Source organism: Pseudomonas acericola (SeqCode), from assembly GCF_053456465.1.
On the sequence record NZ_JBRFJB010000004.1, the window covers coordinates 51,420 to 69,544 of the forward strand.

17 protein-coding genes are annotated in these 18,125 nt (G+C 61.9%); 11 read left to right on the forward strand and 6 right to left on the reverse strand.

Annotated elements, in window-relative coordinates:
- Positions 1-134 precede the first annotated feature (134 nt).
- Entirely contained in the window at positions 135-1,112 is a 978-nt protein-coding gene (locus ACU688_RS16500) for an NADPH:quinone reductase (protein WP_257781908.1), read from the forward strand.
- A gap of 130 nt (positions 1,113-1,242) precedes the next feature.
- On the opposite strand, the gene tsaC is transcribed toward ACU688_RS16500, so the two are convergent.
- The 3 genes from tsaC to ACU688_RS16515 form a co-directional block, all read right to left on the reverse strand.
- On the reverse strand, positions 1,243-1,800 hold the full coding sequence (gene tsaC / locus ACU688_RS16505; protein WP_448185633.1) for an L-threonylcarbamoyladenylate synthase type 1 TsaC: 558 nt from the start codon (positions 1,798-1,800) through the stop codon (positions 1,243-1,245).
- Positions 1,801-1,854: 54 nt separating this feature from the next.
- Positions 1,855-2,949, reverse strand: coding sequence for a DNA-processing protein DprA (gene dprA, locus ACU688_RS16510; RefSeq protein ID WP_448185634.1), 1,095 nt, complete (start codon positions 2,947-2,949; stop codon positions 1,855-1,857).
- A gap of 63 nt (positions 2,950-3,012) precedes the next feature.
- Positions 3,013-3,789, reverse strand: coding sequence for a peptidoglycan-binding protein (locus tag ACU688_RS16515; RefSeq protein ID WP_448185635.1), 777 nt, complete (start codon positions 3,787-3,789; stop codon positions 3,013-3,015).
- A gap of 135 nt (positions 3,790-3,924) precedes the next feature.
- Between ACU688_RS16515 and def the strand changes: the two genes are divergently transcribed.
- The 5 genes from def (at position 3,925) to ACU688_RS16540 (ending at position 8,488) form a co-directional block, all read left to right on the forward strand.
- Positions 3,925-4,431, forward strand: coding sequence for a peptide deformylase (def, locus tag ACU688_RS16520; protein ID WP_017736259.1), 507 nt, complete (start codon positions 3,925-3,927; stop codon positions 4,429-4,431).
- A 69-nt stretch (positions 4,432-4,500) separates the two neighbouring features.
- The gene (gene fmt / locus ACU688_RS16525; RefSeq protein WP_448185636.1) at positions 4,501-5,454 is read left to right on the forward strand and encodes a methionyl-tRNA formyltransferase; all 954 of its coding nucleotides are present in this window, start codon (positions 4,501-4,503) and stop codon (positions 5,452-5,454) included.
- Positions 5,451-6,761, forward strand: a complete 1,311-nt coding sequence (gene rsmB, locus ACU688_RS16530; protein ID WP_448185637.1) for a 16S rRNA (cytosine(967)-C(5))-methyltransferase RsmB — start codon at positions 5,451-5,453, stop codon at positions 6,759-6,761. The genes fmt and rsmB overlap by 4 nt, the downstream gene beginning before the upstream one ends.
- Positions 6,762-6,784: 23 nt before the next feature.
- Positions 6,785-8,158 carry a Trk system potassium transporter TrkA gene (gene trkA / locus ACU688_RS16535; protein ID WP_017736256.1) on the forward strand — a complete coding sequence of 458 codons (1,374 nt, stop codon included), beginning with the start codon at positions 6,785-6,787 and terminating at the stop codon, positions 8,156-8,158.
- 18 nt (positions 8,159-8,176) lie between these two features.
- Positions 8,177-8,488 (forward strand): hypothetical protein, encoded by a 312-nt coding sequence (locus tag ACU688_RS16540; RefSeq protein WP_448185638.1) that lies wholly within the window; start codon positions 8,177-8,179, stop codon positions 8,486-8,488.
- A gap of 128 nt (positions 8,489-8,616) precedes the next feature.
- Here the strand turns inward: ACU688_RS16540 and ACU688_RS16545 are convergent, their stop codons facing one another.
- Positions 8,617-9,504 carry a lysophospholipid acyltransferase gene (locus ACU688_RS16545; RefSeq protein WP_448185639.1) on the reverse strand — a complete coding sequence of 296 codons (888 nt, stop codon included), beginning with the start codon at positions 9,502-9,504 and terminating at the stop codon, positions 8,617-8,619.
- A gap of 40 nt (positions 9,505-9,544) precedes the next feature.
- Entirely contained in the window at positions 9,545-10,102 is a 558-nt protein-coding gene (locus tag ACU688_RS16550) for a DNA-3-methyladenine glycosylase I (protein WP_448185640.1), read from the reverse strand.
- A gap of 81 nt (positions 10,103-10,183) precedes the next feature.
- Between ACU688_RS16550 and glyQ the strand changes: the two genes are divergently transcribed.
- The 4 genes from glyQ (at position 10,184) to ACU688_RS16570 (ending at position 14,580) form a co-directional block, all read left to right on the forward strand.
- On the forward strand, positions 10,184-11,137 hold the full coding sequence (gene glyQ, locus ACU688_RS16555; RefSeq protein ID WP_003213601.1) for a glycine--tRNA ligase subunit alpha: 954 nt from the start codon (positions 10,184-10,186) through the stop codon (positions 11,135-11,137).
- The gene (gene glyS, locus ACU688_RS16560; protein ID WP_448185641.1) at positions 11,134-13,188 is read left to right on the forward strand and encodes a glycine--tRNA ligase subunit beta; all 2,055 of its coding nucleotides are present in this window, start codon (positions 11,134-11,136) and stop codon (positions 13,186-13,188) included. The genes glyQ and glyS overlap by 4 nt, the downstream gene beginning before the upstream one ends.
- Before the next feature lie 2 nt (positions 13,189-13,190).
- A complete protein-coding gene (gene gmhB / locus ACU688_RS16565; RefSeq protein ID WP_163011762.1) occupies positions 13,191-13,727 on the forward strand; it encodes a D-glycero-beta-D-manno-heptose 1,7-bisphosphate 7-phosphatase in 537 nt (178 codons plus the stop codon).
- A gap of 82 nt (positions 13,728-13,809) precedes the next feature.
- Positions 13,810-14,580: a lysophospholipid acyltransferase family protein gene (locus tag ACU688_RS16570; RefSeq protein ID WP_257780481.1), complete on the forward strand. Its 771-nt coding sequence runs from the start codon at positions 13,810-13,812 to the stop codon at positions 14,578-14,580.
- Between the two features lie 182 nt (positions 14,581-14,762).
- Here the strand turns inward: ACU688_RS16570 and ACU688_RS16575 are convergent, their stop codons facing one another.
- The gene (locus tag ACU688_RS16575; protein WP_448185642.1) at positions 14,763-17,045 is read right to left on the reverse strand and encodes a CHASE2 domain-containing protein; all 2,283 of its coding nucleotides are present in this window, start codon (positions 17,043-17,045) and stop codon (positions 14,763-14,765) included.
- 323 nt (positions 17,046-17,368) lie between these two features.
- On the opposite strand from ACU688_RS16575, the gene ACU688_RS16580 reads away from it, so the two are divergent.
- On the forward strand, positions 17,369-18,088 hold the full coding sequence (locus ACU688_RS16580; protein WP_017736248.1) for a response regulator transcription factor: 720 nt from the start codon (positions 17,369-17,371) through the stop codon (positions 18,086-18,088).
- The last annotated feature ends 37 nt before the right edge of the window (positions 18,089-18,125 follow it).

Consider the following 18,125-nt stretch of genomic DNA (forward strand, 5'->3'; position numbering starts at 1 on the left):
TACGCGAGGCCATTGGGCGTCGGCGGCAAATGGGCGCACAGGATACCACCGCACCCCGTTGCGCCGCAGTTGACGAAGATCAAGCTTAGGAGTTCGATAGCCGACTACGCGAATTCGACCCAAGGAGAAGGCAGATGGCAAAACGTATCCAGTTCAGCGCCCATGGCGGTCCCGACGTGCTTGAGTATGTGGACTACACGCCTGCGGAACCCGGCCCACAGCAGGTTCGCGTACGTAACCAGGCCATCGGCCTGAATTTTATCGACACCTACTTCCGCAGCGGTTTGTACGCGCCGCCTGCGTTGCCATCCGGCTTGGGCGCGGAAGGCGCCGGTGTGGTCGATGCCGTCGGCAGCGAAGTCACCCAATTCAAGGTCGGCGACCGTGTGGCCTACGGCAGCGGGCCGCTGGGTGCGTACAGCGAACTGCATGTGCTGCCGGCCGCCAACCTGGTGCACCTGCCGGACGAGATCAGCTTCGAACAAGCGGCTGGCGCCATGCTCAAGGGCCTGACCGTGCAATACCTGCTGCGCCAGACCTATGAGTTGAAGGGTGGCGAAACCATCCTGTTCCACGCCGCTGCCGGTGGTGTGGGTTCCCTGGCCTGCCAGTGGGCCAAGGCCTTGGGCGTGAAGCTGATCGGTACGGTCAGCTCGCCGGAAAAAGCCGCCCTGGCCAAATCCCTCGGTGCCTGGGAAACCATCGACTACAGCAAGGAAAACGTCGCACAACGCGTGCTGGAATTGACCGACGGCAAAAAAGTGCCAGTGGTGTACGACGGTGTGGGCAAGGACACGTGGCTGACCTCACTGGACAGCGTGGCGCCGCGCGGGCTGGTGGTAAGTTTCGGCAATGCGTCGGGCGCAGTGGATGGGGTGAACCTGGGGATTTTGTCGGCGAAAGGTTCGCTGTACGTGACCCGGCCGACCTTGGCCACCTACGCCAACAACCCGCAGAATTTGCAGGCGATGGCGGATGATCTGTTCTCGATGATCAAGAGCGGCAAGGTGCGCATTGATATCAACCAGCGGTATGCGCTGGCGGATGCGGCGAAGGCGCAGACGGAGTTGTCGGGGCGGCGCACGACGGGGTCGACGATTCTGTTGCCGTAAGGCTTCAGGACTCTACTGATTCAAGGGCCTCATCGCGGGCAAGCCCGCTCCCACATTTGACCGAGTTTCTCCAGTTGGAACCCGATCAACCTGTGGGAGCGGGCTTGCCCGCGATGGCCGCACCTCGGTCTCAGGACGGTCGAACAACCTTACCCGTGGCCAAATCGCGAATCAGGCTCGGGTTCTTGCGCCCACCCAGGGCGCCACCCAACACCAGGTCCACCTGGCCACGGAAATACTGCTCCACGCGAATCCGCGTACGCGCCGCCGGGCGGCCCTGCGGGTTGGCCGAGGTGGAAATCAACGGCCCCACCTCTGCGCACAAATCCCGCACCAACGGGTGATCGCTGACCCGCAACGCCACCGTGTCGTGCACACCGGTGACCCACTCCGGCAGCAAACCCTGATGGGGTACCAACCATGTGTTAGGCCCCGGCCAGGTGCTGGCCATGCGATCGATCCAGTCTTGCGGGAAGTCTTCGAACAAAAAGTCGAACTGGTGAATGCTATCGGCGACCACGATCAAACCCTTGTCTACCGAACGGTTCTTGATCGCCAGCAAGCGGTCCACCGCTTCTTCATTCCACGGGTCGCAGCCCAGGCCCCACACCGCCTCGGTTGGGTAGGCAATCACCGCACCTGCGCGAATTTCTCGTGCGGCTTCCAGCACACGCCACCTGTTGACCATTGTTTACTCTCCAGACCAAAGCTCTGGGCAGTTTACCGATCTCTGTTACAAAACCTAGCAGCGCGCGAGCCAGTGCCCGCTTTCACAGGTCACGCGGCCTTCCAGCTCCAGCTCGGTAAGGGTCGCCAGCACCTGGGACAACGGCCGCCCACTGGCAATCGCCAGGGCTTCGCTGGTGTGGGGCGCCGCGTGCAGCAGCGCCACAAACGGATGCGTCACCGGCACCGGTGCCGGGCGCGACAACGCCTGCCAGCCGCGCAAGCCTTCCAGGATGTGCTCGATGGTTTCCACCAGCACCGCACCCTCGCGGATCAGTTGGTGACAGCCCTTGGCGCCGGGATGGTGGATGGAGCCCGGGATCGCATACACCTCGCGGCCTTGCTCGGCAGCAAGCTTCGCGGTGATCAGCGAACCGCTGGCCGTGCTGGCCTCCACCACCAGCACGCCGAGGGACAGGCCGCTGATGATCCGGTTGCGCCGGGGAAAGTTGCCGGCCTGGGGCGCAGTGTCCAGCGGGAACTCGGAAACCACGGCGCTGCCCTGCGCAATCATCGTCGCGGCGAGTCGCTTGTGGCGCTGTGGATAAAAATTTTCGAGGCCGGTGCCGAGCACGCCGATTGTCTGCCCCCCGACATCCAATGCCGCCTGATGCGCCGCGCCATCAATCCCCAGTGCAAGGCCGCTGGTGATGACAAAACCAGCGCTGGCCAAACTGCGCGAAAACGCGGCTGCGGTGTCCATGCCAGGGCGTGAAGCACGACGACTGCCGACCACCGCCAATTGCGGCTTTTCCAGGATTCCAGGGTCGCCGGCGACGAATAACAAGGGCGGTGCGTCGTCGATCTGGGCGAGCAAAGCGGGGTACTCGGGCTGGTCCCACATCAGCAAATGCTGGGCCGGGCGCGCCAGCCAGGCCAATGCAGCGCTGGCGCCATCGCGCACCTCATGGCTGCGCCGGGCATCCGCACTGATGGCTGGCAACCCGAGGGAACGCCAGGCACTGGCGGGGGCACTGATGGCCTTTGACGCGCAACCGAATGCTTCGATCAACCGGCAAAACCGCTTGGGACCCAATTCCGGCAGCCTGTGCAAGCGTAGTCGCGCTTCCAGTTCTGCTGGGGATATTTCATGACTGTTTGTCGGATACATCTGATCATCCTTGACCGGAACAAGCTGTGGATAACTCTGTTGGTAACTTATTTAGCAGGCTATTTATTGCCTTTGATGGGCAGTCTCGAAACGGTCCATCACAGCCAGGGGGCGTGAAGCACTGAGGACAAGGCCGTAACTGAGCTTTTCGTAGGTGCGAAACACCAGCAGAGTGCCGGCGCGCTCATCGGGAAGCTTCGTAGGGACACCGGTGAGGGCGTCGCGAACGGTGGCGCCCGTCTTGATCACTGCGAGCAGGTGCCCCTCAACCATGCCATCGCGCCGGCCTTTGTTCAGGGTCACGGCATCCAGCACGCCGATCTGGGTAACGCCTCTGGGGATATCGATGATTTTTCCTGCAATGAAGGTCGCAGGCTCCGACACCTCCAGGCGTGTCAGATCTATGGGTGGCTGGGCACGGAGCAAGCGGTCGCCTGGGCGAATTTCCTGGGTCACCCGCTGCACGGCCAGGGTGGAGAGGTCGCCCGCCGTCACAAAGCGCGCGGTGCCGATGTCATCGGCGTTGCTGCCCAGCAGTTCGTGGGTCTGTGGATCGGTGTAGGCCTCGCCGTGTCGGAATATTCCGTAGATCGGTTGGGAAGGGTCCAGGACGCCTCGCGCATGCACCTGCTCACCCGGCGCGCCCAGCACCCGGCCGGCGTCCGCTGCGACGATGTAGGGCGCGTTGTCCAGGTCCTGAGGGGTATCAAGGATGCGGTTGTGCAATAAAAAGCCCTGGATGGCCTGTAGCGTCGGCTGATCCAGACGTTGGCCGGGCGCTGGCAGCAGGGCCATGGCGAACGGGGCCCACAGCAGTAAGACGAGCAGCGATTTCCTCATGGGGTGAATCTCCTTTATTATGTGCGTTCGCGTGAAATGCCTTGGCCTTCGCGGCTTTTAAGGGTTTCACACCGGTCGTTTGGGTCCATCCCAACGCCGATTTGCCTTTACCTCACATGTGCAGCAATTACGCTTATGGCTATTTTGAACATCCTCGAATTCCCCGACTCGCGCCTGCGCACTGTCGCCAAACCGGTGGCCGTAGTGGACGACAAGGTTCGTCAGTTGGTCGATGACATGTTTGAAACAATGTATGAAGCCCCGGGCATCGGCCTCGCCGCGACCCAGGTCAACGTGCATCAGCGTGTCGTGGTCATGGACCTGTCGGAAGATCGCAGCGAGCCGATGGTGTACATCAACCCAGAGTTCGAACCGCTGACCGAAGAGATGGGCGAGTACCAGGAAGGTTGCCTGTCGGTGCCGGAGTTCTACGAGAACGTCGAGCGCCCGCTGCGCGTGAAGATCAAGGCCCTGGACCGCGACGGTAAGCCGTTCGAGCTGATTGCCGAAGGCCTGCTGGCGGTGTGCATCCAGCACGAATGCGACCACCTCAACGGCAAGCTGTTTGTCGATTACCTGTCCACGCTCAAGCGTGACCGGATCAAGAAGAAGCTGGAAAAGAAGCATCGCCAGCAAGCTTGATGCCCGTCTTCCAAAGGCTTGCTGCGGCAAGCCTTTTTCTTTTGTGACTGCTTTTAACCGAGACCTCCCATGACCGAGCCACTGCGCATTGTTTTTGCCGGTACACCCGAATTTGCCGCCGAACACCTCAAGGCGCTGCTTGCCAGCCCTTATGACATCGTCGCGGTGTACACCCAGCCGGATCGCCCGGCCGGTCGCGGGCAAAAACTGATGCCGAGCCCGGTCAAACAGCTGGCGCTGGAGCACAACATTCCCGTGCTGCAACCGCCGACCCTGCGCAACGCCGAGGCCCAGGCCGAACTGGCGGCGCTGCAACCGGACCTGCTGTTGGTGGTGGCCTATGGCTTGATCCTGCCGCAAGTGGTGCTGGATATCCCACGCCTGGGCTGCATCAACAGCCACGCCTCGCTGCTGCCACGCTGGCGCGGTGCGGCGCCGATCCAGCGTGCCGTAGAAGCCGGCGACAGCGAAAGCGGCGTGACCGTGATGCGCATGGAACTGGGCCTGGACACCGGCCCGATGCTGCTCAAAGTCACCACCCCGATCACCGCGCAGGACACCGGCGGCAGCCTGCACGATCGCCTCGCCGAGCTGGGCCCACCGGCCGTGCTGCAGGCCATCGCCGGCCTTGCGGCGGGCACCCTGGAAGGCGAAGTGCAGGACGACAGCCTCGCCACCTACGCCCACAAGCTGAACAAAGATGAAGCGCGCATCGACTGGAGCCGCCCGGCCGTGGAGCTGGAGCGCCTGGTGCGTGCGTTCAACCCGTGGCCGATCTGCCACAGCACCCTTAACGGCGAAGCCCTGAAAGTGCTGGCCGCGACCTTGGCCGAAGGCAACGGCGCCCCCGGTGAAATCATCGGCGCCAGCAAGGACGGCCTGCTGGTCGCCTGCGGTGAACAAGCGCTGTGCCTGACCCGTCTGCAATTGCCCGGTGGCAAGGCGCTGAGTTTCAGCGATTTGTTCAACAGCCGCCGTGAGAAATTTGCCGTGGGCACCGTGCTCGGGGTGGTCGCGCAATGAACCCACGTCTGGCTGCCGCCAAGGCTCTCGCCGCCGTCCTCAATGGCAAGGCGTCACTGAACAGTTCGTTGCCCACGCAGATGGACAAGGTCGAAGACCGCGACCGTGGTTTTACCCAGGACCTGGCGTTTGGCACCGCCCGTTGGCAGCCACGCTTGTCGGCGCTGGCGGCCAAGTTGCTGCAAAAGCCGTTCAAGGCAGCGGACGCCGATGTGGAAGCGCTGCTGCTGGTCGGCCTCTATCAGTTGCTATACACCCGCGTGCCCGCCCACGCCGCCATCGGCGAAACCGTCGGTTGCGCCGACAAGCTGAAAAAGCCCTGGGCCAAGGCCCTGCTCAACGCCGTGCTGCGCCGTGCCCAGCGTGAAAGCGAAGCGCTGCTGGCCGAGCTGGAACATGACCCGGTGGTGCGCACCTCCCACCCGCGCTGGCTGCAAAAATCCCTCAAGGCGTTCTGGCCGGAGCAATGGGAAGCCATTTGCGCGGCGAACAATGCGCACCCGCCGATGATCCTGCGGGTCAACCGTCGCCATCACAGCCGTGACGCCTACCTGCAATTGCTCACCGCCGCCGGCATCAACGCCACGCCGTGCGTGTACAGCGTTGACGGCATCGTGCTCGAAGCCGCCACCGACGTGCGCAGCCTGCCGGGTTTTGCCGAAGGCTGGATCAGCGTGCAGGACGAAGCCGCGCAACTGGCCGCCGACCTGCTCGACCTGGCGCCCGGCCAGCGTGTGCTCGACGCCTGCTGCGCACCGGGCGGTAAGACGTGTCATATCCTTGAGGTCGAAAAAGACCTCGCCGGTGTAGTCGCCGTCGACCTGGAAGCCAAGCGCCTGGTGCGCGTACGAGAGAACCTCGCCCGCCTGGGCCTCAGCGCCGAGTTGATCGCCGCCGATGGCCGCGACACCGCCACCTGGTGGGACGGCAAGCCCTTCCAGCGCATCCTGCTCGACGCGCCATGCTCCGCCACCGGCGTGATCCGCCGCCACCCGGACATCAAGCTCACCCGCCAACCCGACGACATCGCCGCCCTGGCCGTGCTGCAAGGCGAACTGCTCGACGCGATGTGGCCAACCCTGGAAGTCGGCGGCATCCTGCTTTACGCCACGTGCTCGACCTTGCCGACGGAAAATACCGAAGTGATCGCAGCCTTCCTCGCCCGCACCAGCGGCGCACGGGAGCTGGACCTCGCGACCGCGGCCGGCATCAAGCAGCCCCATGGCCGCCAATTGCTCGCGCAAGAAGGCGGACACGACGGCTTCTACTACGCCAAACTGATCAAGATCGCCGCCGCGCGCGGCTGAAACGGGTTTAAGGGAGTGACCGGATGAAAATCATCATCCTTGGGGCAGGGCAGGTCGGCGGCACGCTGGCCGAACATTTGGCCAGCGAAGCCAATGACATCACCGTGGTCGACACCGACAGCGAGCGCCTGCGCAACCTCGGCGACCGCCTCGACATCCGCACCGTGCAAGGCCGCGCCTCGTTCCCCACGGTGCTGCGCCAGGCCGGTGCCGACGACGCCGACATGCTGGTGGCCGTGACCAACAGCGACGAGACCAACATGGTCGCGTGCCAGGTCGCCCACACCCTGTTCCACACCCCGACCAAGATCGCCCGCGTGCGCGAAGCCGCCTACCTGACCCGCGCCGGCCTGTTCGACAACGACGCGATTCCGGTGGACGTGCTGATCAGCCCAGAACAGGTGGTGACCCACTACATCAAGCGCCTGATCGAAATCCCCGGCGCCTTGCAAGTGATCGACTTCGCCGAGGGCAAGGCGCAACTGGTCGCCGTGAAGGCTTACTACGGCGGGCCGTTGGTGGGCCAGCAACTGCGCCAGCTGCGTGAACACATGCCGAATGTGGAGACCCGCGTGGCGGCCATCTTCCGCCGTGACCGGCCGATCCTGCCCCAGGGTGATACGGTGATCGAAGCGGACGACGAAGTATTTTTCATCGCCGCCAAGGCGAATATTCGCGCGGTCATGAGTGAAATGCGCCGGCTCGACGAGAGCTACAAGCGCATCGTCATCGCCGGGGGCGGGCAGATTGGCGAACGCCTGGCCGAAGCCATCGAAAGCCGCTACCAGGTGAAGATCATCGAGATGAACCCGGCACGCTGCCGGCATTTGTCCGACACCCTCGACAGCACCGTCGTACTGCAAGGCAGTGCTTCCGACCGCGACCTGCTGATGGAAGAAAACATCGCCGACGCCGACATCTTCCTGGCCCTGACCAACGACGACGAGGCCAACATCATGTCGTCGCTGCTGGCCAAGCGGCTGGGGGCGAAGAAGGTGATGACCATCATCAACAACCCGGCCTACGTCGACCTGATCCAGGGCGGCGATATCGACATCGCCATCAGCCCGCAGCTGGCCACCATCGGCACCTTGCTCGCCCACGTACGCCGTGGCGACATCGTCAGCGTGCACTCCCTGCGCCGGGGCGCGGCGGAAGCCATCGAGGCGATTGCCCACGGTGACGCGAAATCGAGCAAGGTGATCGGCAAGGCCATCCGCGATATCGGCCTACCGCCGGGCACAACCATCGGCGCGATTATTCGTGATGAAGAGGTGATCATTGCCCACGACGATACGGTGATCGAGACCGGTGACCATGTGATCCTGTTTCTTGTGGATAAAAAACATATCCGCGATGTGGAGAAGCTGTTCCACGTGGGCCTGAGCTTTTTCTGATTTGACGGAGTGACCGACATGCTCGATTCCCTGGAAAAAATGCTCGCCAAGGGTGTGGATAGCTCGTTGCTGCGATTTGGTTTGGGCAAGGGCTATCTGGACTTGAAGGACAACGCCAAGGCGGCGGAGCATTTGCAGAAATGCGTCGAGTTCGATCCGAAGTATTCGGCGGCGTGGAAGCTGTTGGGCAAGGCCCAACTGGGTTTGGAGGATCGTGCAGCAGCACGGCTGGCCTGGGAACAAGGGATCGTGGCGGCTCAGGCCCATGGCGACAAACAGGCCGAAAAAGAGATGACGGTGTTCCTAAAGAAACTCGACCGCCAGGCCTGAGGTGATCCCTGTGGGAGCTGGCTTGCCTGCGATGCTGGCAACTCGGTCTTTCAGTTACACCGAGGTGATGCTATCGCAGGCAAGCCAGCTCCCACATTAGGACTTCATTGGCCTATAGATCGGGGCACTCAGTACCACCGCTCCTCACCCGGCGGGCGCTTCTTGAAGCGCTTCATGCTCCACATGTACTGGCTCGGATACGCGCCGACATAACGCTCCACCACCTTGCTCATCGCCGCGCAGGACGTGGCGGTGTCGGTGCTGTACATGTCTTCCGGTGCTGCTTCCAGGATCACTTTGTAACCCGAACCGTCCGGCAGCCGCAGGGCGTGCAGGAAAACACCCACGGCCTTGTGGCCGGCGAGCATGTTCGGCACGAACTTGCTGGTAAGGGCCTGGGTGGCGAAGAACGGCACGAAGATGCCTGCAGATTCGGCCGGCTCCGGGTCGGCAGGAATACCCACCTGGCCACCTTTGCGCACTTCCTTGATCACACTGAGAATGCCTTCCTTGGTCGATGCCGCCACGCGGTTGCCCAACTGCACGCGCTGTTTACGCAGCAGTTCATCCACCGCCTTGAGCTTGGGCGGGCGGTAGAAAATGATCGGCTTGCACTGGCTGCAATAGAAGTGGTTCAGCACTTCCCAGTTGCCCAGGTGGCTGGTGATGCCGACCACGCCTTTGCCCGAGGCCAGGGCTTGGTGCAGCACTTCCAGGCCTTCGACTTCGCGGACCAGGTCAATCGAGCGTTGAGCCGGCCAGATCCAGGCGCAGGCGCTTTCGGTAAGGGATTTGCCAATGTCCATCAGGCTCTGGCCCACCAGGCGCTCGCGGGCGGCCGGGTCCATGTCGGGGAAGCACTTGGACAGGTTGATCCGCACCGTGTCGCGGGAGCGGTTGGGGGTTTTCCACATGACCCAGCCAATGGCCGTGCCGACGGCCTGGACGGCGCGCCAAGGCAGCAGGGCAAATAACCGGAGAGCGCCTACCAGCAAGGCGCCTTTAAACTTTTCCACAGGTCACTCCTGATCGTGTGTGGTGCGCAAAGCCGGCATTCTAACCGGCGTTGGCCAGGTCCGCGTAACGGTCGCAGTCCTGGGTGTGGTCCATGACCATGCCGCTGGCCTGCATGAACGCGTAGCAAATGGTCGGGCCGACAAAGGTAAAACCGGCCTTTTTCAAGGCTTTGCTCATGGCTTCGGCCTCGGGGGTGATGGCCGGGACTTCGCTGCGGTCCTTGAAGTGATTGACCTTGGGCACGCCGCCGACAAACGACCAGAGCAACTTTACCGGGTCCTCCAGTGCCAGCCAGGCGGCGGCATTGCGCCGGGTAGCGTTGAGCTTGAGGCGATTGCGCACGATGCCCGGGTCGAGCATCAGCGCTTCGATTTCGCCATCGGTGAGCCGCGCCAAGCGTTGTGCATCAAAACCAAACAAGACCTTTCGATAATGCTCGCGTTTGCGTAAAACGGTGATCCAGGAAAGGCCCGCCTGGAACCCTTCGAGTAAAAGCAACTCGAACAAGCCCTGCGCATCGCGCAGCGGCGTTCCCCACTCCTGATCGTGATATGCCATGTACAGCGGATCTTCAGAACACCAAAAGCAGCGTGGCATAAGGCTCCAGGGGATGGTGGCGCGGCCGAATCGGGTATACTCCCGCTCTTTAAATCGCAGCCCAAGTAACAGGTGAATTTCGTGAGCCAGCCTACGCCAGCCGTGCGTACCTTCCAAGACTTGATCCTCGCCCTCCAGCAATACTGGGCCGAGCAAGGTTGTGTGGTACTTCAGCCCTACGATATGGAAGTAGGCGCCGGCACTTTCCACACCGCTACATTCCTGCGGGCCATCGGCCCGGAAACCTGGAACGCCGCTTATGTGCAGCCCAGTCGTCGCCCGACTGACGGCCGCTACGGCGAAAACCCGAACCGTCTGCAGCACTACTACCAGTTCCAGGTGGTACTGAAGCCGAACCCGGACAACTTCCAGGAACTGTACCTGGGCTCGCTCAAGCATGTCGGCCTGGACCCGCTGGTCCACGACATCCGTTTCGTCGAAGACAACTGGGAATCGCCAACGCTCGGCGCCTGGGGCCTGGGCTGGGAAGTCTGGCTCAACGGCATGGAAGTGACGCAGTTCACTTACTTCCAGCAAGCGGGCGGCATCGAGTGCTACCCGGTTACCGGCGAAATCACCTACGGCCTCGAGCGCCTGGCCATGTACCTGCAAGGCGTGGACTCGGTCTACGACCTGGTGTGGGCTGACGGCCCGTTCGGCAAAGTGACCTACGGCGACGTGTTCCACCAGAACGAAGTGGAGCAATCCACTTACAACTTCGAGCACGCCAACGTCGAGAAGCTGTTCGAACTGTTCGACTTCTATGAAAGCGAAGCCAAGCGCCTGATCGAGCTCGACCAGCCGCTGCCGTTGCCAAGCTACGAAATGGTGTTGAAGGCGTCCCATACCTTCAACCTGCTGGATGCGCGCCGGGCAATCTCGGTGACCGCGCGTCAGCAATACATCCTGCGTGTACGCACCCTGGCGCGTTCCGTCGCCCAAGCCTACCTGCTGGCTCGCGCCAAGCTGGGCTTCCCGATGGCTACCCCGGACCTGCGTGATGAAGTGTTGGCTAAGCTGGAGGCTGCACAATGAGTGCTCAAGATTTCCTGGTTGAACTGGGCACCGAAGAGCTGCCACCCAAGGCACTGAACACCCTGGCCGACGCGTTTCTGGCCGGTATCGAAAAAGGCCTGCACAGCGCTGGCTTGAAGTTCGCCGCGAAAAAAGTCTACGCCGCGCCACGTCGCCTGGCTGTGTTGCTGACCGCACTGGAAACCCAGCAGCCGGACCGCAGCATCAACCTCGACGGCCCGCCACGCCAGGCGGCTTTCGATGCCGAAGGCAACCCGACTCAAGCCGCACTGGGCTTCGCCAAGAAGTGCGGCGTCGAGCTCAGCGAGATCGACCAGAGCGGCCCGAAACTGCGCTTCAGCCAGGTGATCACCGGCAAGCCGACCGCGAGCCTGTTGCCGACCATCGTTGAAGATTCCCTGAACGACCTGCCGATCCCCAAGCGCATGCGCTGGGGTGCGCGCAAGGAAGAGTTCGTGCGTCCGACCCAATGGCTGGTGATGCTGCTCGGTGACCAGGTCATCGACTGCACCATACTCGCCCAGAAGGCGGGTCGTGAGTCTCGTGGCCATCGTTTCCACCATCCAGAAGCGGTACGCATCACGTCGCCGGCCAACTATGCCGCTGACCTGCGCGCTGCCTACGTGTTGGCTGATGCCAATGAGCGTCGCGAACTGATCAGCAAGCGCACCGAAGAACTGGCCCGCTTGCAGGAAGGCACCGCCATCGTGCCGCCAAGCCTGCTGGACGAAGTGACCGCCCTGGTTGAATGGCCGGTGCCGCTGGTGTGCTCGTTCGAAGAGCGTTTCCTCGACGTGCCGCAAGAAGCCCTGATCACCACCATGCAGGACAACCAGAAGTACTTCTGCCTGCTGGATGTGGACGGCAAGTTGCTGCCGCGCTTTATCACCGTGGCCAACATCGAAAGCAAGGACCCACAGCAGATCATCGCCGGTAACGAAAAAGTCGTGCGCCCGCGCCTGACCGACGCCGAGTTCTTCTTCAAGCAAGACAAGAAGCAGAAGCTGGAAGACTTCAACCTGCGCCTGCAGAACGTGGTGTTCCAGGAGAAGCTCGGCAGCGTCTACGACAAGGCCGTGCGCGTTTCCAAGCTGGCGGCCTACATTGCGCCACGCATCGGCGGTGATTCCGCCTGGGCCGCGCGTGCGGGCCTGCTGTCCAAGTGCGACCTGGCCACCGAGATGGTCGGCGAGTTCCCGGAGATGCAAGGCGTTGCCGGCTACTACTACGCCCTCAACGACGGCGAGCCGGACGATGTGGCCCTGGCCCTGAACGAGCAGTACATGCCGCGCGGTGCTGGCGCTGAGCTGCCAAGCACCCTGACCGGTGCGGCCGTGGCCATTGCCGATAAGCTGGACACGCTGGTCGGTATCTTCGGTATCGGCATGTTGCCTACCGGCAGCAAAGACCCGTATGCCCTGCGCCGTGCGGCCCTGGGCGTGCTGCGCATCCTGATCGACAAGAAGCTCGACCTCGACCTGACCCAGGCCGTGGTGTTCGCGGTTGGCCAGTTCGGTGCCAAGGTCAAGCAAGTCGGCCTGGCCGAGCAAGTGCTGGAATTCGTGTTCGACCGCCTGCGTGCGCGCTACGAAGACGAAGGCGTGGACGTGTCGGTGTACCTGGCGGTACGTGCCCTGCAACCGGGTTCGGCGCTGGACTTCGATCAGCGCGTACAAGCCGTGCAGGCCTTCCGCAAACTGCCGGAAGCCGACGCCCTGGCCGCTGTGAACAAGCGTGTGTCGAACCTGCTGAGCAAGGCCGAAGGCCTGGGCAATGCGGACGTCGACCCTGGCCTGTTTGCCGACGCCAAGGAGTTCTCGCTGAACTCGGCCATTGCCAAGGCAGAGACGGCGGTGAAACCGCTGATCGCCGAGCGCAACTATGCCGAAGCGCTGGCGCGCCTGGCCACCTTGCGTGACCCGGTGGATGCGTTCTTCGAAGCCGTGATGATCAATGCCGAAGACGCTGGCGTGCGTAAAAACCGCTACGCCATGCTGGCGCGCCTGCGTGGTCTGTTCGTCAACATCGCTGACATTTCGACGCTGAGCTGACCATGTTGAAACTGCTGATTCTCGATCGGGACGGGGTGATCAATTACGACTCCGACGCTTACATCAAGTCGGTGGCGGAGTGGGTGCCACTGCCCGGTTCGATCGAGGCCATCGCGCAGTTGAGCAAAGCCGGCTGGACGGTGGCCATCGCCACCAACCAGTCCGGCATCGCCCGCGGTTACTACGACATCGCCACCCTGGACGCCATGCACGCGCGCTTGCGCACGTTGGTGGCCGAGCAGGGCGGTGAGGTGGGGTTGGTGGTGTACTGCCCCCACGGGCCGGATGAGGGCTGCGATTGCCGCAAGCCCAAACCTGGCATGTTGAAAATCATTGCAGAACATTACAAGGTGCCGTTGGCTGGGATATGGTTCGTCGGGGACAGCCTCGGTGACCTGGAGGCGGCCAAAGCCGTCGATTCTCAGCCAGTTTTGGTGAAGACCGGAAAAGGCGAAAAGACCCAGGCGAAAAACCTGCCGGTGGGCACCTTGATTTTTGACGATCTGGCGGCGGTTGCCGCAGAACTTATCAACAACTAGTCGCCCTCGACATCCTGACCAAGGAGTGTTCGGGAGTGCGCTTTTAACAGGCGGGCCATGCCCCGCAACGGTAAATGCCGCCATGTCGATCTTGCAGGCCATCAGAACCTTTTTCTTTTACCTGCTGCTGGGCACCAGTTCGTTTCTCTGGTGCACCCTGAGCTTTTTTATTGCGCCCTTTTTGCCGTTCAAGGCGCGCTATCGCTTTATCAACGTTTATTGGTGCCGCTGTGCGTTGTGGCTGTCCAAGGTGTTCCTGGGCATTCGCTTCGAGATCAAGGGCGCTGAAAACGTCCCGGACCAGCCCTGCGTGATTCTGTCGAACCACCAGAGCACCTGGGAGACGTTCTTCCTCTCGGCGTACTTCTCGCCCCTGAGCCAGGTGCTCAAGCGTGAGTTGCTGTATGTGCCGTTCTTTGGCTGGGCCATGGCCATGCTGCGGCCGATTGCGATCGACCGTGACAACCCCAAGGCTGCGCTCAAGCACGTGGCCAAGAAGGGCGACGAGCTGCTCAAGGACGGTGTGTGGGTGCTGATCTTCCCGGAAGGTACACGGGTGCCGTTTGGCACCGTGGGCAAGTTCTCCCGGGGCGGTACGGCATTGGCGGTCAATGCCAACCTGCCGGTACTGCCGATTGCACACAACGCCGGCAAGTTCTGGCCCAAGGAAGGCTGGGCCAAGCGCGCCGGTACCATCACCGTGGTGATTGGTGAACCGATGTATGCCGAAGGCGAAGGCCCACGGGCTATCGCTGCGCTGAATGACCGGGCTGCGGCCTGGAATGAGGCTCAGCAACGCGCCATGGGCTCGCTGCCACCGGAGCCCGTTGTGGCGCAGGTGCCAGCGGCTTGAGCATCTGTGGATAACCTGTGTACGGAATGTTGGCGAATTGGCTTTTTTGCTTCATAACAAGCTGATTTACTTACATATTTCTCGAGGTCATAAAATTCGGAAAAAGGTGCATAAGTTTTTTCCCGCATAAAAAAACCGGTCCTTGTGACCGGTTTTTTATGCACAGCGAAAAAGTACGTTTTTCAGTCTTCCAGCAGCGGCAGTTGCAGGCTGAACGTAGTGCCCTTGCCCACCACGCTTTCGCAGCTGATACGACCGCCATGGCGTTCCACGACGGCCTTGACCATGGTCAACCCCAACCCCAGGCCATCGCTACCCTGGGCCGATTCGAACCGGCGGTATTGGCTGAACAACTCCGGTAAATCCTCGGCGGCAATCCCCGGGCCCTGATCGCTGATGCGGCATTCCAGCCAGCCCTCCGTAGTGCCGTGACGCAACCTGACGGTGGTGCCGGAAGGCGAATACTTGATGGCGTTTTCCAGCACGTTGAACAACGCACGGGTCAGCAGCGATTGATCGGCCGACACCATGCCCTCATCGGCCTCATCCAGGTCATGGACCAGATGAATGCCCTTGAGCTGGGCCAGCAACGCGACTTGGTCAAACGCATCCATCACCAGCATGGCGAACAATGTCGGCTGGAAGTGGTAGCCGTCCGCCTCGGCCTTGGCCAACTGCACAAAGGATTCGGTGAGGTTCAAGGCACGGCGTACCTGTTGCTCGATCTGGGCGAATACCGGCGACTCGCTGCCGTGTACATCCAGCAGCGCAAGGATTGCCGAGTGCGGCGCACGCAAGTCGTGGGAAAGAAAGCGCAGCATCGTCTCGCGGTGCTGCTGGGCTTCGCGCTCCTTGCTCAAATCCGTCAGGCTCAGCAGCCAGCCCAGTGCCACGTCACCTTCGGCTGGCAGCAGCGGCGCCAGCTCCATGCGCAAGCTGCGCTGGTGGATATCCCGGAACTCAACCAACTCCAACGCCGAAAGGGCAGGGCGCACACCGTTGTGCAGCGGTGGATAGCCGAGGTCAGCCAATTGCTCCAGCAGGTTGTCGGTGACCAGGTCGCTGCCGAACACTTCGCGGGCGATGCGGTTGGCCAGCAGGATATTGCCCTTGGGGTCGGTAATCAGTGTTGCCACCGGCAAACACTCCAGGCCATCGGCCATGAAGCGGCGGGTGTCGCGCGTGCGGCTGACGGCTTGCTCCAGGGCGAAGATACGGCCCTGCAAGACATCGCCTTTGCTAGCGGGCGCGCGGCGGCGTTCGGGCAGCACTTTGGGCTCGTTGTCCAGGCGTGCCAGTTCCCAGCCGAAGTAGGCCAGGATCACGCTCAGGCGCCGCCAGTTCCAGATCAGGTAGCTGAGCAGCAAACCGATCAGGCAGGCGGCAGGCGACCACCAGTGGCCCAGGCGCAACAATGCCAGGGACCCAAGCAGCGCAGCGGCCATACAGCCCAGCGTCATCCACAGTGCGTAACGAGGGCGATAGAGCAACAGGCCGAGCAGCAACGCCACCACGGACGTCGCCATCAGCGCCGCCAGCCACCCTGGCAGATCAACAATGCTGCGCTCTTGCAGCAAACCGTTAAGCACGTTGGCCTGGATCTCGACACCGGCCGTGGTGCCAAGCGTGGACGAAATGGGTGTGGCAAAACGATCCCCCATTCCAGAAGCGGTCGCACCGACAAGGATCAGACGATTGCGCAGCAACTCGGGAGAGACTTCACCGCGCAATACGCTGACGTAGGACACACTGGGGAAGTGGTTGTTAGCCGCGATAAACGGAATGCGAATGCCGTGCTCACGGTGCCATTGTTCGCTGACTTTGCCATGGGATTCAGCGGGCATCGGCGTGGGCTCCTGGGTGCCCATCTGATAGGCCAGCCAAGCCAGTTGCGGTGCCATGGCATCCAGCGGGCCTTCACGCAAATACAGGCTGCGCACCACGCCATCGTTGTCCGCTTCGACATTGATATGTCCCACGCCCTTGGCGCATTTAAGCAGCGGCTGCATTTGCTCAGCGGGTTGGATGTAACTCGCCGGCCCTTCACGCAGCAACGGCAACAGCACGTTGCCAGCGTTGCATACCGCGTCGGCCAGGCGCTTGTCATTGGCTGGGTTGCCCGGCTCGCTGAAGACAACATCGAACAGGATCGCGGTGGGTTGCGCGGCGCTAAGGCGGTCGATCAGGTCAGCATGCAAGCTGCGTGGCCAAGGCCATTGCCCCAGCTTTTTGAGGCTGGGGCCGTCGATGGTCACCAACAGGATGCGCGGGTCTACCGGCAGGGGCGTGAGGCGGCGAAGGCTGTCGTAAAGCGGGTTGTTCAACGCCAAGCCTGGGCTCAGAGACAAGTAGGCAGTGATCGGCAGCAACAGCAGACCAATCCACAACCATTCGCGTACCAGGCCATGGAACAGCCGTTGGGCGTGGGTGGGTTGGCGCTTTTCGGGCTTGCCCCAGAGCATCATAGGTCAACGTGCCTGTGCTGTTGTCGAGTGGTGGACGATGTCATGGACCGCGACTTTGCTCATCGTAGGATGACACTGGAGTTTACGACAGCGCACGCGTCGGCTGATCCTTTTACTTACGGTCAGGAGCCGGTATCTTTCCCACACTGGTACCGAGGACTTTCAAAGGCTTAACCGCTGATTGATCCAGCGTACCGAGAGATCCAAGGGGTCGATGAATCTGCGCACAATTCTTCAGATTCAACGACCGGCATCTACGCAGCGCGCGCCCTTATTCAAAACAGGCTGACGACTGCATACTCTTCAAGACGAAAGGACCACCCATGCGTGTCGCAATACTGGATGACGAGCCCGCCGAACTGCGCCGGGTGGAACAGACACTGCGACAGATCCCCAGCACCGCCGAACAGCCTTGGACCCTGCACTGCTTTGAACGCGGTGAAGACCTGCTGCGCCAACTGCGCCGGGAAACCTTCGACCTGCTGATCCTCGACTGGCAACTACCGGACATCACCGGCATCGCGTTGCTGCGCTGGACCCGCGAACACATGGAGTCGCCGCCTGCAGTCATCATGCTCACCAGCCGTGATGCGGAGAGCGACATCGTCACCGCATTGAACAGCGGCGCCGACGACTACGTCAGCAAGCCCTTTCGGCCCAACGAACTGAAGGCCCGGGTTGCAGCGGTTTTGCGTCGGCATGGCCTGCAAAAGTCGGCGACCCATGAAGTGCAGAGCTTCAATGACCTGACCTTTGACGATGCCGAATTGACCGTGACCCGCGCGGGGAAGCCGATCAACCTCACTGAGCGTGAATACCGATTGGCGAGCTGTCTGTTTGCCAACCTGGCGCGACCGTTGTCCCGTGAGTACCTGTATGAGCGGTTTTGGACCCACGAAGAGATGGTGTCATCGCGGCCGCTGGACACGCATATCTACCGGCTGCGCAACAAGCTGGGGCTCACGGCGGACAGGGGTTGGCAGCTGTTGACGATCTACGGGTATGGGTACCGGTTGGAGAGTGTGGCGGCGACTTCGCCGTGATGTTCCACGTGGAGCATTTTCGAATAGGCTGTGTTTT

Coding starts and splice junctions, on each gene's coding strand:
- ACU688_RS16550 (WP_448185640.1), bottom strand. CDS start 10,102: ATGCCACGCTGCTTTTGGTGTTCTGAAGATCCGCTGTACATGGCATAT.
- glyS (WP_448185641.1), top strand. CDS start 11,134: ATGAGTGCTCAAGATTTCCTGGTTGAACTGGGCACCGAAGAGCTGCCA.
- fmt (WP_448185636.1), top strand. CDS start 4,501: ATGACCGAGCCACTGCGCATTGTTTTTGCCGGTACACCCGAATTTGCC.
- ACU688_RS16580 (WP_017736248.1), top strand. CDS start 17,369: ATGCGTGTCGCAATACTGGATGACGAGCCCGCCGAACTGCGCCGGGTG.
- dprA (WP_448185634.1), bottom strand. CDS start 2,949: ATGTATCCGACAAACAGTCATGAAATATCCCCAGCAGAACTGGAAGCG.
- tsaC (WP_448185633.1), bottom strand. CDS start 1,800: ATGGTCAACAGGTGGCGTGTGCTGGAAGCCGCACGAGAAATTCGCGCA.
- trkA (WP_017736256.1), top strand. CDS start 6,785: ATGAAAATCATCATCCTTGGGGCAGGGCAGGTCGGCGGCACGCTGGCC.
- gmhB (WP_163011762.1), top strand. CDS start 13,191: ATGTTGAAACTGCTGATTCTCGATCGGGACGGGGTGATCAATTACGAC.
- ACU688_RS16575 (WP_448185642.1), bottom strand. CDS start 17,045: ATGATGCTCTGGGGCAAGCCCGAAAAGCGCCAACCCACCCACGCCCAA.
- def (WP_017736259.1), top strand. CDS start 3,925: ATGGCTATTTTGAACATCCTCGAATTCCCCGACTCGCGCCTGCGCACT.
- ACU688_RS16515 (WP_448185635.1), bottom strand. CDS start 3,789: ATGAGGAAATCGCTGCTCGTCTTACTGCTGTGGGCCCCGTTCGCCATG.
- rsmB (WP_448185637.1), top strand. CDS start 5,451: ATGAACCCACGTCTGGCTGCCGCCAAGGCTCTCGCCGCCGTCCTCAAT.
- ACU688_RS16570 (WP_257780481.1), top strand. CDS start 13,810: ATGTCGATCTTGCAGGCCATCAGAACCTTTTTCTTTTACCTGCTGCTG.
- ACU688_RS16540 (WP_448185638.1), top strand. CDS start 8,177: ATGCTCGATTCCCTGGAAAAAATGCTCGCCAAGGGTGTGGATAGCTCG.
- ACU688_RS16500 (WP_257781908.1), top strand. CDS start 135: ATGGCAAAACGTATCCAGTTCAGCGCCCATGGCGGTCCCGACGTGCTT.